Origin of the sequence: Dyella marensis, assembly GCF_049532885.1 — a bacterium.
Classification (GTDB): Bacteria; Pseudomonadota; Gammaproteobacteria; order Xanthomonadales; family Rhodanobacteraceae; genus Dyella_D; species Dyella_D marensis.
On the sequence record NZ_CP064029.1, the window covers coordinates 4,647,433 to 4,662,428 of the forward strand.

Below are 14,996 nucleotides of genomic sequence, written 5' to 3' on the forward strand. Positions count from 1 at the left end.
CGCAGCGCCGCGTTCAAGCGCCGGGCGTGAGCTCGAATTCGATCCAGGCCGGATGGTCCTGCGTCTGGCCTTCGACGGCCTTGACCGTGAGCGTGGCGCTGCCGACCTGCAGCCGGTCGCCCGCTTTCACCACCTGCTGCCGGATCTGCTGCGCCGGCACGCTGTCGCGCGGGAAGGCGGCGGTCAGCCACTCGACGGTGGCGCTCTGCGGCGCGTGCTTGTCCGGCGTCCATGCCAGCACGCGCAGGTCGTAGGCGGCTTTCACTTCCGGCCCGCCGATGCGCAGCCGGCCTTCCTCGCTGGCGAACACCGTATTGGGCGAACCCGCACGCGCCGCTTCGGCGTCGATCGCCACATGGCCCTGGCGGTCGCTTTCGCTGGGCGTGGCGAGCTTGCTCACGCGATGCAGGCCGTCGGCCAGCGGCAGCAGCATCTTCTCGCCCAGCACCATGGTGCTTTCGACGTGCATCGGCGCGTCGCGCATTTCGATCAAGGTGGCGCGCGCGCCGGGCATCGCGCCCTGGAACGGCGGCGGCGTGGCGACGATGGACGACACGCCCACGCGCGAGCGGCCGATCACGCCGGCGCGACCGCGGAGGATCTCGATGTCTGCGGGGACTTGCGCCGAGGCGGCCTGGTGCTGATCGCTGGAGCTGGACATGGATTTCCCTGCCTGCGTCGACCCTGCGGAAGTGCCGGCCGAAAGTAGCAGCAGCGCCGCGAACGCGACAAGGCGCCCCGCGCTGGGGCGCCTCGCCTTGAACTGGCCTGCATCGATGACGTTCATCGGTCGAGCTTGCCACGCGGTTTGTCGATGGCGGATGACCGCCATCACAGCGCGGCGCATGGCTCAGGCGTTGCCGATCTCCACTTCATCGATCGAACCGTCGTTGATCTGGTCGAGCGGGATGTTCTGCGGCTGATCGAAACCCCAGGGATTGCGCAGCTCCAGATACTTCTTGCCATCCGGCCCGGTGCACACGCCGGTCACCGTGTAGGCATGGCCACCCACCAGGCCGTGCGGATTCTTGCCGGCTTCCATGCCGGCCTGATCGCCGTCGGATTCGGGCGTGGCGATGGTCACCAGCTTGCCGTCCTTCAGCGCCTGCTCGATCTTGCCGGCACCGTCCTTCGGCGAATAGGCATCGGCGCTCTTGCCGGTCAGCGCGCTCATCGCATCGGCGGGATGGCCGCCGTTGCCGATCGCGTCGTAGCCGCCCTGCATCTTGGCGTAGGCCGCTTCCAGCACCTCCGGCCACTTGGCGGTGCCGTCGCTGGAGCTGGTGCCGTTGGACGGCAGGTCCTTGTCGCTGACGGTGATCTTCACGTCGTGATAGTCGTCGCCGAACAAGCCCCACAGGTTGCCGGCGCTGTTGTCCTTCTGGTGCGGGAAGGTCACGGTGAAGGTGCCATTGCCGTTGTCGTGGATCATGTTCTTGATCTGATCCGGATGCTGCTGCGCCAGCGCCGCGATGCTCGCGTCGAAATAGCAGTCGCCGTAGCCTTCCTGCTTCACGTCATTGGGATTGGGCTGGCTGCTGTTGGAGAAGTCCGGCTGGCCGTTGGCGTTGTTGTAGAGCGAACGGTTCGGCGCGCTGTTGTCGGGGCCGATCTTCGGATCCAGCACCGGGTTGTGTTCGGCCAGGCCGAGGAAGCGCTGGATATCGACACCGGCGAACGCGACGTTGACGCTGGACATGATCTTGCTCCGGACCGTGGAAACCCTGTGCATCGCATGAAACCCGATGGGCCGCCGCACGGCCTAGCTAGGTCGATCCCTACCTAGGGCCACCCCCAGGTCATGCTGTAATGCCCGCTTTGGCGAGCGGAGCCCAGGGATGGCCTTGCGGGTGGTGGTGATCGGCGCGACCGGCGTGTTCGGTTCGCGCGTGGCGCAGCGGCTGGCGCGCGATGCGCGCTTCGAACTGGTGCTGGCCGGGCGGCGGCGCGATGCATTGGAAGCGATGCGCGCGTCGTTTGAAGATCCCTCCGTCCGCATCGCCACGCTCGACACCGGCGATGCGCGCTTCGCCGCGGCGCTCGCCGCGCTGCAGCCGCAACTGGTGATCCACACCGCCGGCCCGTTCCAGGGCCAGGACTATCGCGTGGCGGAAGCCTGCCTCGCCGCGGGCAGCGACTATGTCGACCTGGCCGATGGCCGCGGCTTCGTCACCGGTATCGAACGCCTGCACGAACGCGCGCTGGCGGCGGGGCGACTGCTGGTCACCGGCGCCTCCAGCGTGCCGGCCTTGAGCGCCGCGGCCGTGGATGCGCTGCTGCCGCGCTTCGCCATGCTGGAAACGATCGAGCACACCATCAACCCCGGCAACCGGACGCCGCGCGGCGACGCCACGGTGGCGTCGATCCTGGGCTATTGCGGCCGTCCGATCCGCGTATGGCGCGATGGGCGCTGGCAGGTGACGCATGGCTGGATGGACAGCCGCATGCAGCGCTTTCCGTTCGGCCGGCGGCGCGTGGGCGCGTGCGAGATTCCGGACCTGGATCTGTTCCCCGCGCGCTATCGGCAGGTACGCACCGTGATGTTCCGCGCCGGCCTCGAACTGCCGCTGCTGCAGGGTGGCACCTGGTGCGCGGCGGTGCTGGTGCGGCTGGGCTTGATCCGTAACTTGGCCGCGTATGCGCCCGCACTGCGGCGCTTCAGCGAGCTGTTTCTGCGCTTCGGCTCCGAGGTAGGCGGCATGACGGTGGAGCTGGGCGGCATCGCCGCCGATGGGCGTCCGCTGAAACTGCGCTGGTGGCTGAGCGCGGACGCGGGCGACGGCCCGCAGGTGCCGGTGACGCCTGCCGTGGTGCTGGCGCGCCGCATGGCGGATGGACGGATCGACGCCAAAGGCGCGACGCCATGCGTGGGCCTGCTGACACTGGAACAGATCGAAGCGGGTTTCGACGGCTATGCGCTGCGCACGGGCGTCGAAACGTTCGAGTAAGTCAGTCGATGTCGAGCCAGCCGCGGTAGGCGATCAACTGCCCGAGCAACGGCAGGCGCGTATCGATATGGAACACGTAGCGCCCGTCTTCCGCGAGGCTGCGGGAGAACACGCTGCCGAACATGGCACGCGGCAGCGGCAGTCCGAGCAGTCGGCCCTGCTGCAGTTGCCAGTCGATCGCGTCGCCGTCGCGGCGCAGGGCGAAGTACAGCGAGACCGGGCCGAGGCGTTCGCGCAGACGCGTGCCGTCCGTGGCGCGTTCCAGGGTGGAGCGCATGCGGCCGTTGGCGAAGCTGCGCGTCCAGGTTTCGCGCCCTTCCACGCGTTCGATGCTGAGCGCGATGGCCTGGTCCGCACCGGGTTCCGGCAGGCCGAGCACGCGGCGCAGCAGGCGCGCGAAGGGATGGCGTGCACCGTCGACCTGCGCCACGCCGTGCGCGCTGAGCGAAGCCGCGCCGCCGTGCATGCGCCGCACCGGCGCGGCGAGCAGCGGCCAGTCGGCCGGACCGATCAAGACGGGGAAGAGAGGCTCGGGCATCGCGCGATCATCCGTGGCTAGTACGTGGCGGACAAGCGCCCATAAAAAAAAGCCCGCCGATCGGCGGGCTTTTTTATGTCGACAGGCGCCGCGCTTAAGCCGCGCCGCTCACCGCATAACCCTTCAGGCGCTGCGCGAAGTCCTGCAGCACGCGGATGCCGCTCTGCTCGGCTTCGGCGATCCACTGCTGCAGACCCTTGAGGCTCTGCTCGGCGCCGCGCTGTTCCATCAGTTCGGCCAGGCGGGTGCGGAAATCGCACACGGTACGCAGGGTCGGGCGCTTGGCCAGGGCGGCCTGCAGGCGCTCGCGGCCTTCGTTGTCCAGCCAGCGGCCACCGTCGGCCAGCGAGCGGCGCATGCGGCGCGGCATCGCCTTGAGGCTTTCGCCGGCGTGCTGGGCTTCGTCGCGCAGGGTCGGCACGATCACGCCGCGGTAGTAGTCGGTCATCGCCTGGAAGCGATGGGTGAGCACGGCCTTCAGCGTCTCGGCGTCGGGCAGGTGCACGTTCGGGCGGATGTCCAGGGTGGGCGCCACGCGCATCACCTTGGCCAGGCCCACCGCGCGCAGGGCGCAGATCACCGCCCAGCCGATATCGAACTCCCACTTGCGCAGGGCGAACTTGGCGGAGCTGGGGAAAGCGTGGTGGTTGTTGTGCAGCTCTTCGCCGCCGATCCACACGCCCCACGGCGCCAGGTTGGTGGCCGTGTCGGCGCTCTCGAAGTTGCGGTAGCCCCACCAGTGGCCGATGCCGTTGACGAAGCCGGCGGCCCAGAACGGGATCCAGATCATCTGCACGGCCCAAATGGCCGCGCCGATCACGCCGAACAGCGCCAGGTCGATCAGCAGCATCAGGGTCGGGCCCCAGTAGGGGTGGCCGCCGAACAGCTTGCGCTCGATCCAGTCATCCGGGGTGCCGCGGCCGTACTTCTCCAGGTCTTCCTTGATGTAGCTGGCGTCGCGGTACAGCGACACGCCGTCCCAGAACACCTTCTTGATGCCGTAGATCTGCGGGCTGTGCGGATCTTCCTCGGTCTCCACCTTGGCGTGGTGCTTGCGGTGCACGGCCACCCACTCCTTCACCACCATGCCGGTGGTGAGCCAGCCCCAGAAGCGGAAGAAGTTGGCCAGGGCGGGGTGGAAGTCCACGCCGCGATGGGTCTGGCTGCGGTGCAGGTACAGCGTCACCGTGAAGATGGTGAGCTGCGTCATCACCAGCAGGAAGACCAGCATGGCGACCCAACTGGCCCCGGTGAGGCCGTTGGACAGGAAGTTCAGCACTGCGTCGAGCATGGGAAACACTCAGTAGGGTGAAAAGTCAGTCTAATCGAGGGTTTCCGTACCCACCAGCATGGGAAATCATGCCTGCGCCACGATGCCGCAGAACGTGTTTCAGCGCGCAAGAACGCCCCCGCCGTCTGTTCAAACGGTGGGGGCGCCGTGACAATCATGCAATGACTCTGCCATACCCCCTGTTAAAGCTTGATCAGGTTCGGCGCCTGCGCGCCGGGCGTCCGGCCGTGGAGCGTCTCAGCCTGACGCTGGACCGCGGCCAGATCCTTGGCCTGCTGGGCGTCAACGGGGCGGGCAAGTCCACCACGCTGGCCATGATCGCCGGTGCGCTCCAGCCGCATGAAGGCCATATCGAGCTGGACGGAGAGGTGTTCGCCGAGCACCCGGAACGGGCCCGCGGACTGATCGGCTGGCTGCCCGAACGTGCCCCGCATTGGCCGGAACTGACCGTTTTGGAACATCTGCAAGCCCATGGCCGCCTGCGCGGATTACGCGCCAGCGGACTGAAGCAGGCCTGCGAGTCCACCATCGAGCGCCTGGAACTGGCCCCGCTGCTGCGCCGCCTGGCCGGGGTGCTGTCGCAGGGCCAGCGCCAGCGGCTGGGCCTGGCCTGCGCGGTGCTGCACAAGCCGAAGCTGCTGGTGCTGGACGAACCCGGCAATGCGCTGGACCCGGTCCAGGTGGCCGCGCTGCGCAAAGTCATCCGCGAGGAAGCCGCCGCCGGCGCCGCGGTGATCCTGTCCACCCACCTGCTGGCCGAAACCACCGCCGTGTGCGACCGCGTGGCGATCCTGCACGAGGGCCAGCTGCGCCACGATGCCGCGCTGGACGGCGGGCACGAGGCGCTGGAACAGACGTTTTTCGAGATCGCGATGAGCGGGAAGGACCAGGCCGCATGAGTTCGACGTTGTCCGTGGCCCGCCTGGAGCTGCGCCGCCTGCTGGTCCGTCCCCTGGCCTGGGTGCTGGCCGCGCTGACCCTGGCCCAGCTGGCCTGGCGCTTCGTGCTGCTGCTGGGCAGCTTCCTCGACAACCAGGTGAAGCTGGCCGCCCTGCCCGGCGGCCCCGGCTATACCGACCTGGTCGGCGTCCCGCTGCTGGGCAGCACGCTGACCATGGGCGTGCTGCCGTTCGGCCTCACCGAGCTGGCCCTGCTGGTGGTGCCGCTGCTGACCATGTCGACCCTGGCCGGCGACCGCGCCAACGGCACCCTGCCCCTGCTGGCCTCCAGCGGCACCTCGCCGGCGGCCATCGTGCTGGGCAAGTACCTGGCCGTGCTGCTGTGGCTGCTGGGCTGGCTGGCGCTGACGGTGGCCATGCCGCTGAGCCTGGCGCACGGCACCGAACTGGACTGGGGCAAGTTCGCCGCCGCCGTGCTGGGCCTGGCGCTGACGCTCGCCGCGCTGGGCGCGCTCGGCGTGGCCTGCTCGGCCTTCGCCTCGCTGCCGGCCGTGGCCGCCACCGCCAGCCTGACGCTGGGGCTGGCGCTGTTCACCGCCAACCTGGCGGCGCAGAAGGCCGGCATCGGCAACGGGCTGTGGAACTGGCTGTCGCTGAGCACGCACCTGGAAGCCCTGCTGCGCGGCCTGGTATCCAGCGCCGACCTGGCCTGGTTCGCGCTGGTGATCGCCATCGCGCTGACGCTGGCGATACGCCGCGTCGCCGCCGACAAGGGGCGTGGCTGATGCGCCTGACCGGAACCCTGCGCGGCTGGCTGTTCGCGCTGGCGCTGTTCGCCGCCGCGGGCGCGGCCGGCTATCTCACCTATCGCCACGACTACGTCGCCGACTGGAGCCACGACAGCCGCTCCAGCCTCTCGCCCGAAAGCCGTGCCGTGCTCGACGCGCTCAAGGGCCCGGTCGAGATCGTCAGCTATGCGAACCCGCAGGGCGACCTGCGCCAGACGGTGGCCAGCTTTATCGAGCGCTACCGCCGCTTCAAGCACGACCTCACCCTGCGCTTCGTCGATCCGCAGCAGGACCCGGCGAAGATGCGCGAGCTCGGCATCACCGTCGACGGCGCGCTGATCCTGCACTACGGCAACCGCGAGGAGCGCCTGGACGAGCTGTCCGAACGCAGCCTCACCAATGCGCTGGAACGCCTGGCGCGCGGCGGCGAGCGCATCGTGGCCTTCGTCACCGGCGACGGCGAGCGCCGCGCGGACGGCAAGGCCAATGCGGACCTGGGCATGTTCATGACGCAGCTGGAAAGCCGCGGCATGCGCGCGGTGCCGCTGAACTTCGCGCAGGTGACAGCGGTGCCGCAGCACACCGACCTGGTGGTGCTGGCCGGACCGACGCTGGCGCTGCCGCAAGGCGCGGTAAAGGCGCTCACCGACTACGTCGCCGCCGGCGGCAACCTGCTGTGGCTGACCGAGCCGTCCAACGACGACCTCGGCCTGCAGCCGCTGGCCGATGCGCTGGGCGTGCACGTGCTGCCCGGCGTGCTGGTGGACGGCCAGGGCGCCGCGCTGGGCCTGAAGGACCCGCGCCTGATCACCGTGGGCAGCTATCCCGTGCATGCGATCACCCGCGGCCTCACGCTCACCACGCTGTTCCCGCAGGTGTCGGCACTGGCGCTGGCGCGCCGGGGCGAGTGGGAAGTGCAGCCGTTCCTGCGCTCGGGGCCGCAGAGCTGGACCGAATTCCAGCCGATCGGCAACGACGGCAGCAGCAGCATCCGCTACGACGCCGATGCCGGCGAGCTGAAAGGCCCGCTCGATTTCGGCCTGACCTTCGCGCGCCTCTCGCCCAGCCCGGACAAGAGCGAGCAGCGCGTGGCGATGATCGGCGACGGCGATTTCCTCTCCAACACGTTCCTCGGCAACGGCGGCAACCGCGCGCTGGGCGAGCGCGTGTTCGACTGGTTGCTGGGCGACGACGCCCTGGTCAACCTGCCGCCGCGCGGCGCGCCGGACCGCGCGATGCAGCTCAGCCAGGGCCAGTTGAACGCGGTCACGTTCGGTTTCCTGCTGGCGCTGCCGCTGGGCCTGCTGCTGCTCGGCGGGCTGATCGCCTGGCGCCGGCGCCGCGCATGAAGCGCGGCACGCTGGTGTTCGTGGCGATCGCCGCAGCGCTGCTGGCCGGCGCCGGCTGGCAATGGCGGCACGACCGCGCGCAGGCACTGGGCAGCCTGCTCGATCTCGATCCGGCCGCGGTGCAGCGCATCGACCTTGCCTGGCACGGCGGCGTCACCGAGCACTACGCCAGGCGCGATGGCCACTGGCAGGCCGTCGACGGCACCACCCTGCCGGTCGACGAAGGCCGCCTGGAAGATCTCGCCGCCACCGCCGCCGCGCCGGTGCAGAGCTGGCGGCCGCTGGCGGAATTCGATCCGGCGAAGATCGGCCTGGCGCCGCCGCCGGTGGTGTTGACGCTGGACGGGCAGGCGCTGGGTTTCGGCGAAGTCGCCGTCACCGGCCCGCTGCGCTACGTGCGCGCGGGCGATCGCGTGGCCCTGGTCCCGGTGCGTTTCACGCCGCGCCCGGCCAAGGCGAATACCGCCAAGGCGCCCTGAGCGCGCACCGGCCTGCGTATGATGCGGGGCACCTTGCATGCCCCGGCGACCTCCCCATATCCGAGGCATTCCCGTCATCCTCCCTGGGAGCATCCGCATGAATCGTTCGGTCGAGCAACCTGTCATCGGCGTCGTCGGCATGGCCGTGATGGGCCGCAATCTCGCGCTCAACATCGAGAGCCGCGGCCACACCGTGGCCATCTACAACCGCAGCCGCGAGAAGACCGACGAGGTCATGGCCGAGCATCCGGACAAGCGCCTGGTGCCCACCTACAGCGTGCAGGACTTCGTCGACTCGCTGCAGAAGCCGCGGCGCATCCTGCTGATGGTGAAGGCGGGCGAACCCACCGACGCCACCATCGCGGAACTGAAGCCGCTGCTGGATAAAGGCGACGTGCTGATCGACGGCGGCAATACTTTCTTCCAGGACACCATCCGCCGCGAACGCGAATTGAACGACGCCGGCCTGCACTTCATCGGCACCGGCGTGTCCGGCGGCGAGGAAGGTGCGCTGCACGGACCGTCGATCATGCCGGGCGGCCCGCGCGATGCGTACGACCTGGTGGCGCCGGTGCTGACCGAGATCGCCGCGCGCGCGCCGGATGGCGAACCCTGCGTGGCCTACATGGGCCCGAACGGCGCCGGCCATTACGTGAAGATGGTGCACAACGGCATCGAGTACGGCGATATGCAGCTCATCTCCGAGAGCTACGCCGTGCTCAAGCAGGTGCTGGGCCTGTCCAACGAAGAGCTGGGCAAGGTCTATACCGACTGGAACCAGGGCGAACTCGACAGCTATCTGATCGCCATCACCGCCGCCATCTTCGGCAAGAAAGACCCGGACACCGGCAAGGCCATGGTCGACATCATCCTCGACCGCGCCGCGCAGAAGGGCACCGGCAAGTGGACCAGCCAGAGCGCGCTGGACCTGGCCGTGCCGCTGCCGCTGATCACCGAATCGGTGTTCGCGCGCCTGCTGTCCGCGCTGAAGGACGAGCGCGTCGCCGCGAGCAAGGTGCTGGCCGGTCCGGACGCGAAGCCGTTCGCGGGCGATCGCGCGGCGTTTATCGAATCGGTGCGCCGCGCGCTGTACCTGAGCAAGATCGTCTCCTATGCGCAGGGCTTCGCGCAGCTGCGCGCGGCTTCCGACGAGTACAAGTGGAACCTGCCCTACGGCACCATCGCCAAGATCTTCCGCGCCGGCTGCATCATCCGCGCGCGCTTCCTGCAGAAGATCACCGACGCCTACGCGCGCGACGCGGCGCTGGCCAACCTGCTGCTCGATCCGTACTTCCGCGATATCGCCGCGCAATACCAGCAGGCGCTGCGCGACGTGGTCTCCGCCGCGGTGCAGGCCGGCGTGGCGGTGCCGGGTTTCGCCTCGGCGATCGCCTACTACGACAGCTACCGCGCCGAACGTTTGCCGGCGAACCTGGTGCAGGCGCAGCGCGATTACTTCGGTGCGCATACGTTCGAGCGTATCGACCGTCCGGGCAGCTTCCACGCCGACTGGTCCTGAGCAGCGCGCGCCGTGCCTGAGCTGCCCGAAGTCGAAACCACCCGGCGCGGCATCGCCCCGCATCTGATCGGCCGGCGCATCACCTCGGTGGTGCTGCGCCGGCCGGATCTGCGCTGGCCGATTCCGCCGGAGATCGGCGAGCTGTTGCCGGGGCAGCGCATCGAGGACGTCGAGCGCCGCGCGAAATACCTGCTGCTGCATACCGCTGTCGGCAGCGCGCTGCTGCATCTGGGCATGACCGGCGTGCTGCGCGTGCTGCCGGCGGATGCGCCGGTGGGCAAGCACGACCACGTCGATCTCGGGCTGGAAGCCGCCGCCACCGGGGCGCGCGTGCTGCGTTTCACCGACGCGCGGCGCTTCGGCTGCCTGCTGTGGCAAGCGCCGGGCACCACGCACGAACTGCTGGAAAACCTCGGCCCGGAACCGCTCACCGACGACTTCGACGGCGACCTGCTATGGCGGATGTCGCGCGGCCGCACGGCGGCGGTGAAGCTGTTCCTGATGGACAACGCCGTGGTGGTGGGCGTGGGCAATATCTATGCGAGCGAGGCGCTGTTCGCCGCCGGCATCGATCCGCGCCGCGCGGCCGGTTCCGTCTCGCGTGCGCGCTATGCGCGCCTGGCCGCCGAGGTGAAGCGCATCCTGGCCTGGGCGATCGAGCGTGGCGGCACCACGCTGCGCGACTTCATCAATCCGGACGGCATGCCCGGCTACTTCGTGCGCGAGCTGCAGGTGTACGGCCGCGAAGGCGAGCCGTGCCGGACCTGCGGCACGGCGATCCGCCAGGTGGTGCTGGGGCAGCGTTCGACGTTCTGGTGCCCGCGCTGCCAGAAATAAACTCCGGCCCGCAAGGTCCGGCGTAGGTTGGGGTGAGCGCAGCGAACCCCAACATGGCGACCTTCAAACGCAGCGCATCGTTGGGGTTCGCTGCGCTCACCCCAACCTACTTGGCGGCCAGGTTCAATGCGGCCAGCGGAATTCGACGTAGGTGTTGTAGAACGGCGCTTCCACCGCGCTGCCGCCGAGCTTCGCCACGAAGCCGCGCAGGCCGTCGGCTTCCAGCGCCTGCCCGTCGACGAAGTGCGCACCCAGCGCCTGCATCTCCGCCAGCCGCTCGCACAGCATGCCGGCGCGGTCGCTGTCGCCTTCGGGCACATGGCGCAGGCTCACATCCGGACGGCCGAACTTGCGCATGCCGCGGGTGCGGATCCAGTAGCCGTCGCCGTTGTCTTCGTCGTCGCGCAGGATCAGCAGGTGGTTGCGGATCGGCGCGCCGTCGCGCACCAGGTAATGGCTGCGCCAGGCATCGGCGCCGAACAGCGTGACGATCTGCGGATCGAGCACGGCCACGCCGCCGATATCGAGCAGGCCCGCCACCACGCCCAGGGTGTCGCGCAGATAACCCACGTCGCCCTGGTCCGGCAGGGTGCCGCGCAGGATCATCACCTGCGGCGCATCCACCGCGGCGCGGTAGGCGTCAGGCGCTTCATCCTTGAACAAACGGCCCAGCTCGCCCTTGAGCGGATAGCCCTCCCACGAGCGCAGCGCCGAATGATGGTGGTTGCTCACCTCGATGCCGTGCGGCAGGCCATCGCTGCCATAGGGCGCGGAAGGCACGCGCACGTTCTGGAAATTCCCGAACACGTAGTAGTGCAGGTAGATCTCCTCGCCGCCGGGATGCCAGTGGGGACGCTGCCAGGCGGGGATGCGGATCGGTGCATTCATGGGGAATTCCTTGTGGTGGGCGGCCATGCCGCGTCGCGGGTCAGTGTTCGCCCAGCGGCAAGACCGGCTGCTGCAATTCGATGCGGCCGTGGCCTTCGGTGATCTTCTTGAATTCGGCGCGGCTGACCGAGACATAGCGGTCGTTGCCGCCGATCTCAACCTGCGGGCCTTCGGTGACGGCGCGGCCGTGTTCGTCCACGCGCACCACCATGGTGGCCTTGCGGCCGGTATGGCAGATGGTCTTGATCTCTTCCAGGTTGTCGGCCCAGGCCAGCAGATAGCGGCTGCCTTCGAACAGCTCGCCGCGGAAATCGGTGCGCAGGCCGAAGGCGAGCACCGGGATGTTGAGCTTGTCCACCACGTCGCTGGCCTGCCACACCTGCGCCTTGGCGAGGAACTGCGCCTCGTCGATGAACACGCAATGCAGCGGCCCGCGCGCGGCGATGTCGGCCTCCACCAGCGCCAGCAGGTTTTCGTCGGGGCGGAAGCGCCGCGCATTGGCCTTCAGGCCGATGCGCGAGGCGACCACGCCTTCGCCGTAGCGGTTGTCCAGCGCCGGCGTGAGGATGAGCGTGCGCATGCCGCGCTCGTGATAGTTGTAGGCGCTCTGCAGCAAGGTGGTGGTCTTACCGGCGTTCATTGCCGAATAGTAGAAATAGAGCTTGGCCATGATCGCGCCGGGGCAATAGAAGGCCCGCATGGTAACGCGTGCCAACTGGAGGTTGGCGTAATAAAGCGGAAAGCGCCGCAGGCGGCGCTTTCTTTCACGCTGCGGCCACGCCGAAGCCTTACTGCCTGGCGGTCTGCACGGCCTTGCCGCGGTTCAGCGACAGGCCCTTCAGCACGTTCAGTGCCTGCGACAGCGCATAGTCCTTGGTGGCCAGCTCGGCGTTCTCGGCGCTGCCGTCGTTGTCGATCGCCTTGCGGTCCTTGCTGCCGTCCTCGTTGGCGAGGTGGTTGCGCAGGTCCGCTTCCGAACCGATCAGGCTGGCGGCGCTGTCGGCCTTGTTCACCGCCAGGTCGGCCAGGGCGATGTCCGGCTTGATGCCTTCGGCCTGGATCGAGGTGCCGCTGGGCGTGTAGTAGCGCGCGGTGGTGATCTTCACCGCATGCTCGGCATCCAGCGGCAGCACGGTCTGCACCACGCCCTTGCCGAAGGTGCGCCGGCCGATGATCAGGGCGCGGTGGTTGTCCTTCAGCGCGCCGGAGACGATCTCCGCCGCCGAGGCCGTGCCGTTGTCCACCAGCACCACCATCGGCGCGCCGTTGAGCAGGTCGCCCGGATGCGCGCTGAAACTCAGGTTGGCGTCCTGCAGGCGGCCGCGCGTGGTGACGATGGTGCCGCTGTCGAGGAACTCGTCGCTCACGCCCACGGCCGCGGTGAGCAGGCCGCCGGGATTGGAACGCAGGTCCAGCACCACGCCGCGCTGCGCGCCGTTCTTCTTGACCAGCTCGCCGAGCTTCTTTTCCAGGTCCGCGGCGGTGTCGTCCTGGAACTGGCTGAGCCGCACGTAGGCATAGCCCGGCTCCAGCTCGCGCACCTTCACGCTGGTGACCGAGATGCGCTCGCGCACCAGGCTCATGTCCACCGGCTTGTCGCTCTTCTCGTGCAGGATGCTCAGCACGATCTTGCTGCCCGGGTCGCCGCGCAGCTTCTTGAACATGTCGTCGATGTTTTCCGAGTCGACCGGCGTGCCGTCGATCTTGACGATGGTGTCGCCCGGCTTGATGCCGGCGCGCGAAGCGGGGGTGTCGTCGATCGGCGCGACGATGCGCAGGGTGCCGTCCACCTGCAGCACTTCGATGCCCAAGCCGCCGTACTGGCCGGTGGTGTCTTCGCTCAGTTCGGCCAGGCCGTCCTTGTCGAGGTATTCGCTGTGCGGATCGAGGCCCGTGAGCATGCCGCTGATCGCGGCCTTCATCAGGGTCTTGTTGTCGACCTTCTCGACATAGGCCTGCCGCACCATCTCGTAGACGCGGCTGAAGTTGCGGATGTCGTCCATGTCCACCGCGTCCGGCGCGGCGGCGGAAGCGGCCTTGGCCGGCTCGGCCGCCGGCTTGGCGCCCTTCGCGGGCAGGGCCTGCAGCGGCAGCGCGGGGGCCGCCAGCAGCAGCGCGACGAGGGTCAGGGAGGAAAACCGCATGAACTTGCTCCGGGAAAGCTTGGGGGTGCACCGCGGACGGCGGCAGGCCGCTTGGACCACGGGGGGACACCGGAATTCAACGCAGGCTAGCCTGCTGCGGCGTACGCCCCGCGTCAACGCTGGCGTGACAACCAGCTGCGCGGATCGACCGGCTTGTTGTTCTGGCGCAGTTCGAAATACACGCCGGTATTGACGCCGGTGGGCGCCGCCGCGGTGCCCACCGCCTGGCCGGCGTCGACCTCGTCGCCCACGCCGTGCAGCAGGGTTTCGTTGTTGCCGTACATGCTCATCCAGCCGCCGCCGTGGTTGAGGATCAGCAGCATGCCGTAGCCGCGCAGGAAGGCCGCATAGACCACCCGGCCGCGCGCCACCGCGCGCACTTCGCTGCCGCCGCCGGCCTTGATCAGCACGCCGTTGCCATAGGTGTTGACCACGCCGTTGGCCGGCCACGGCAGGTTGCCGCGGATATTGGCGCTGCCCTTGCCCGGCGACACGCTGGGCGCGGCCGGGTTGGCCCGGGCCGCCTTGGCCGCCTCGCGCGCGGCGTCGTCGATGGCCTTCTGCAGCTTGTCGACCAGGCTGTTGAGCGACTGCGCATTCTGTTTGAGCTGGGCCAGGCGCTCGCCCTGGTCCTTGTACTGGGCGTCGGTCTGGGCGGCCAGCCTGGCCTGTTCGGCGCGCTGCTGCTCCAGCGCCTTGGCCTGCTCCTGGCGCTGCGCCTTGGTGGCCTGCAGGGCCTGCTGTTCGGTGGCGATGCGCGCTTCCAGGTCCTGCAGCCGGGCCAGGTCGCCCATCAGCTTCTGCACCTTCTGGACGCGGTCTTCCTGGAAGTACTTCGAATAGGCCAGCGCGCGCGCCACCCGCGCCACGTCGTCGTCGCCCAGCAGCAGGCGCAGGTCGGAACCGCGGCCCAGGGTGTAGGTGGCGCGCAGCAGATCGGCAATCGCGGCGCGCTGGCCGTCGAGGTTCTTCTGCAGGGCGGCGCGGTCCTGCTGCAGTTTTTCCAGCTCGCGCTGCTTGGAAGAGAGTTCCGCGTCGGTCTGGCGCACCGCCTTGGCGGCGCCGGCCACGGCGTTGGCGCGCTTGGCCAGTTCGGCATTGGCGGAGTCGCGCTTGCTCGCGGTCTCGGCCTGCTCCCTGGCCAGTTCCTCCATCTTGCTGCGCACTTCGGCCAGCTTCTTCTGCGCCTCGGCCTGTTCGGCCCTGGTCTTTTCCTGCGCGTGCGCGGGAACGCCGGCGAGCGCCGCGAACGACAGGGCGATGGCACCGATCAGGCGGACGGAGCAGCGGGCATGTGGCATCGCGCGATTATGCGG

The 14,996-nt window shown here is 69.0% G+C and carries 15 protein-coding genes; 7 read left to right on the forward strand and 8 right to left on the reverse strand.

Annotation, left to right across the window (positions count from 1 at the left end; all coding sequences use genetic code 11):
• Positions 1–13: 13 nt before the first annotated feature.
• A complete protein-coding gene (locus ISN75_RS20310) occupies positions 14–661 on the reverse strand; it encodes a hypothetical protein (protein ID WP_167253419.1) in 648 nt (215 codons plus the stop codon).
• Positions 662–850: 189 nt separating this feature from the next.
• Complete coding sequence (locus tag ISN75_RS20315; RefSeq protein ID WP_343817894.1) at positions 851–1,699, reverse strand: C2 family cysteine protease; 849 nt, start codon at positions 1,697–1,699, stop codon at positions 851–853.
• Between the two features lie 139 nt (positions 1,700–1,838).
• On the opposite strand from ISN75_RS20315, the gene ISN75_RS20320 reads away from it, so the two are divergent.
• Positions 1,839–2,948, forward strand: a complete 1,110-nt coding sequence (locus ISN75_RS20320; RefSeq protein ID WP_167253415.1) for a saccharopine dehydrogenase NADP-binding domain-containing protein — start codon at positions 1,839–1,841, stop codon at positions 2,946–2,948.
• 1 nt (position 2,949) lies between these two features.
• Here the strand turns inward: ISN75_RS20320 and ISN75_RS20325 are convergent, their stop codons facing one another.
• Both ISN75_RS20325 and ISN75_RS20330 read right to left on the reverse strand, forming a co-directional pair.
• Positions 2,950–3,486 carry a DUF4166 domain-containing protein gene (locus ISN75_RS20325; protein WP_343817897.1) on the reverse strand — a complete coding sequence of 179 codons (537 nt, stop codon included), beginning with the start codon at positions 3,484–3,486 and terminating at the stop codon, positions 2,950–2,952.
• A gap of 94 nt (positions 3,487–3,580) precedes the next feature.
• Entirely contained in the window at positions 3,581–4,777 is a 1,197-nt protein-coding gene (locus ISN75_RS20330; protein WP_167253411.1) for a DesA family fatty acid desaturase, read from the reverse strand.
• 161 nt (positions 4,778–4,938) lie between these two features.
• Here ISN75_RS20330 and ISN75_RS20335 point away from each other — a divergent pair, with 161 nt between their 5' ends.
• The 6 genes from ISN75_RS20335 (at position 4,939) to mutM (ending at position 10,648) form a co-directional block, all read left to right on the forward strand.
• Entirely contained in the window at positions 4,939–5,676 is a 738-nt protein-coding gene (locus ISN75_RS20335; RefSeq protein ID WP_167253409.1) for an ABC transporter ATP-binding protein, read from the forward strand.
• Positions 5,673–6,461: an ABC transporter permease gene (locus ISN75_RS20340; RefSeq protein ID WP_343817900.1), complete on the forward strand. Its 789-nt coding sequence runs from the start codon at positions 5,673–5,675 to the stop codon at positions 6,459–6,461. The genes ISN75_RS20335 and ISN75_RS20340 overlap by 4 nt, the downstream gene beginning before the upstream one ends.
• Positions 6,461–7,813 (forward strand): GldG family protein, encoded by a 1,353-nt coding sequence (locus tag ISN75_RS20345; RefSeq protein ID WP_167253405.1) that lies wholly within the window; start codon positions 6,461–6,463, stop codon positions 7,811–7,813. Before ISN75_RS20340 ends, ISN75_RS20345 begins: the two co-directional genes overlap by 1 nt.
• Entirely contained in the window at positions 7,810–8,292 is a 483-nt protein-coding gene (locus ISN75_RS20350; RefSeq protein WP_167253403.1) for a hypothetical protein, read from the forward strand. The genes ISN75_RS20345 and ISN75_RS20350 overlap by 4 nt, the downstream gene beginning before the upstream one ends.
• 97 nt (positions 8,293–8,389) lie before the next feature.
• Positions 8,390–9,811, forward strand: a complete 1,422-nt coding sequence (gndA, locus tag ISN75_RS20355) for an NADP-dependent phosphogluconate dehydrogenase (protein WP_343817903.1) — start codon at positions 8,390–8,392, stop codon at positions 9,809–9,811.
• A 12-nt stretch (positions 9,812–9,823) separates the two neighbouring features.
• Complete coding sequence (mutM, locus tag ISN75_RS20360) at positions 9,824–10,648, forward strand: bifunctional DNA-formamidopyrimidine glycosylase/DNA-(apurinic or apyrimidinic site) lyase (RefSeq protein ID WP_343817905.1); 825 nt, start codon at positions 9,824–9,826, stop codon at positions 10,646–10,648.
• Between the two features lie 123 nt (positions 10,649–10,771).
• Here the strand turns inward: mutM and ISN75_RS20365 are convergent, their stop codons facing one another.
• The 4 genes from ISN75_RS20365 to ISN75_RS20380 form a co-directional block, all read right to left on the reverse strand.
• Positions 10,772–11,536 (reverse strand): hypothetical protein, encoded by a 765-nt coding sequence (locus ISN75_RS20365; RefSeq protein ID WP_343817907.1) that lies wholly within the window; start codon positions 11,534–11,536, stop codon positions 10,772–10,774.
• Positions 11,537–11,576: 40 nt separating this feature from the next.
• Positions 11,577–12,206 carry a thymidine kinase gene (locus ISN75_RS20370; protein ID WP_167253802.1) on the reverse strand — a complete coding sequence of 210 codons (630 nt, stop codon included), beginning with the start codon at positions 12,204–12,206 and terminating at the stop codon, positions 11,577–11,579.
• Between the two features lie 118 nt (positions 12,207–12,324).
• Positions 12,325–13,680, reverse strand: a complete 1,356-nt coding sequence (locus ISN75_RS20375) for a S41 family peptidase (RefSeq protein WP_167253395.1) — start codon at positions 13,678–13,680, stop codon at positions 12,325–12,327.
• A 113-nt stretch (positions 13,681–13,793) separates the two neighbouring features.
• Complete coding sequence (locus ISN75_RS20380; RefSeq protein ID WP_167253393.1) at positions 13,794–14,981, reverse strand: murein hydrolase activator EnvC family protein; 1,188 nt, start codon at positions 14,979–14,981, stop codon at positions 13,794–13,796.
• Positions 14,982–14,996: the final 15 nt, after the last annotated feature.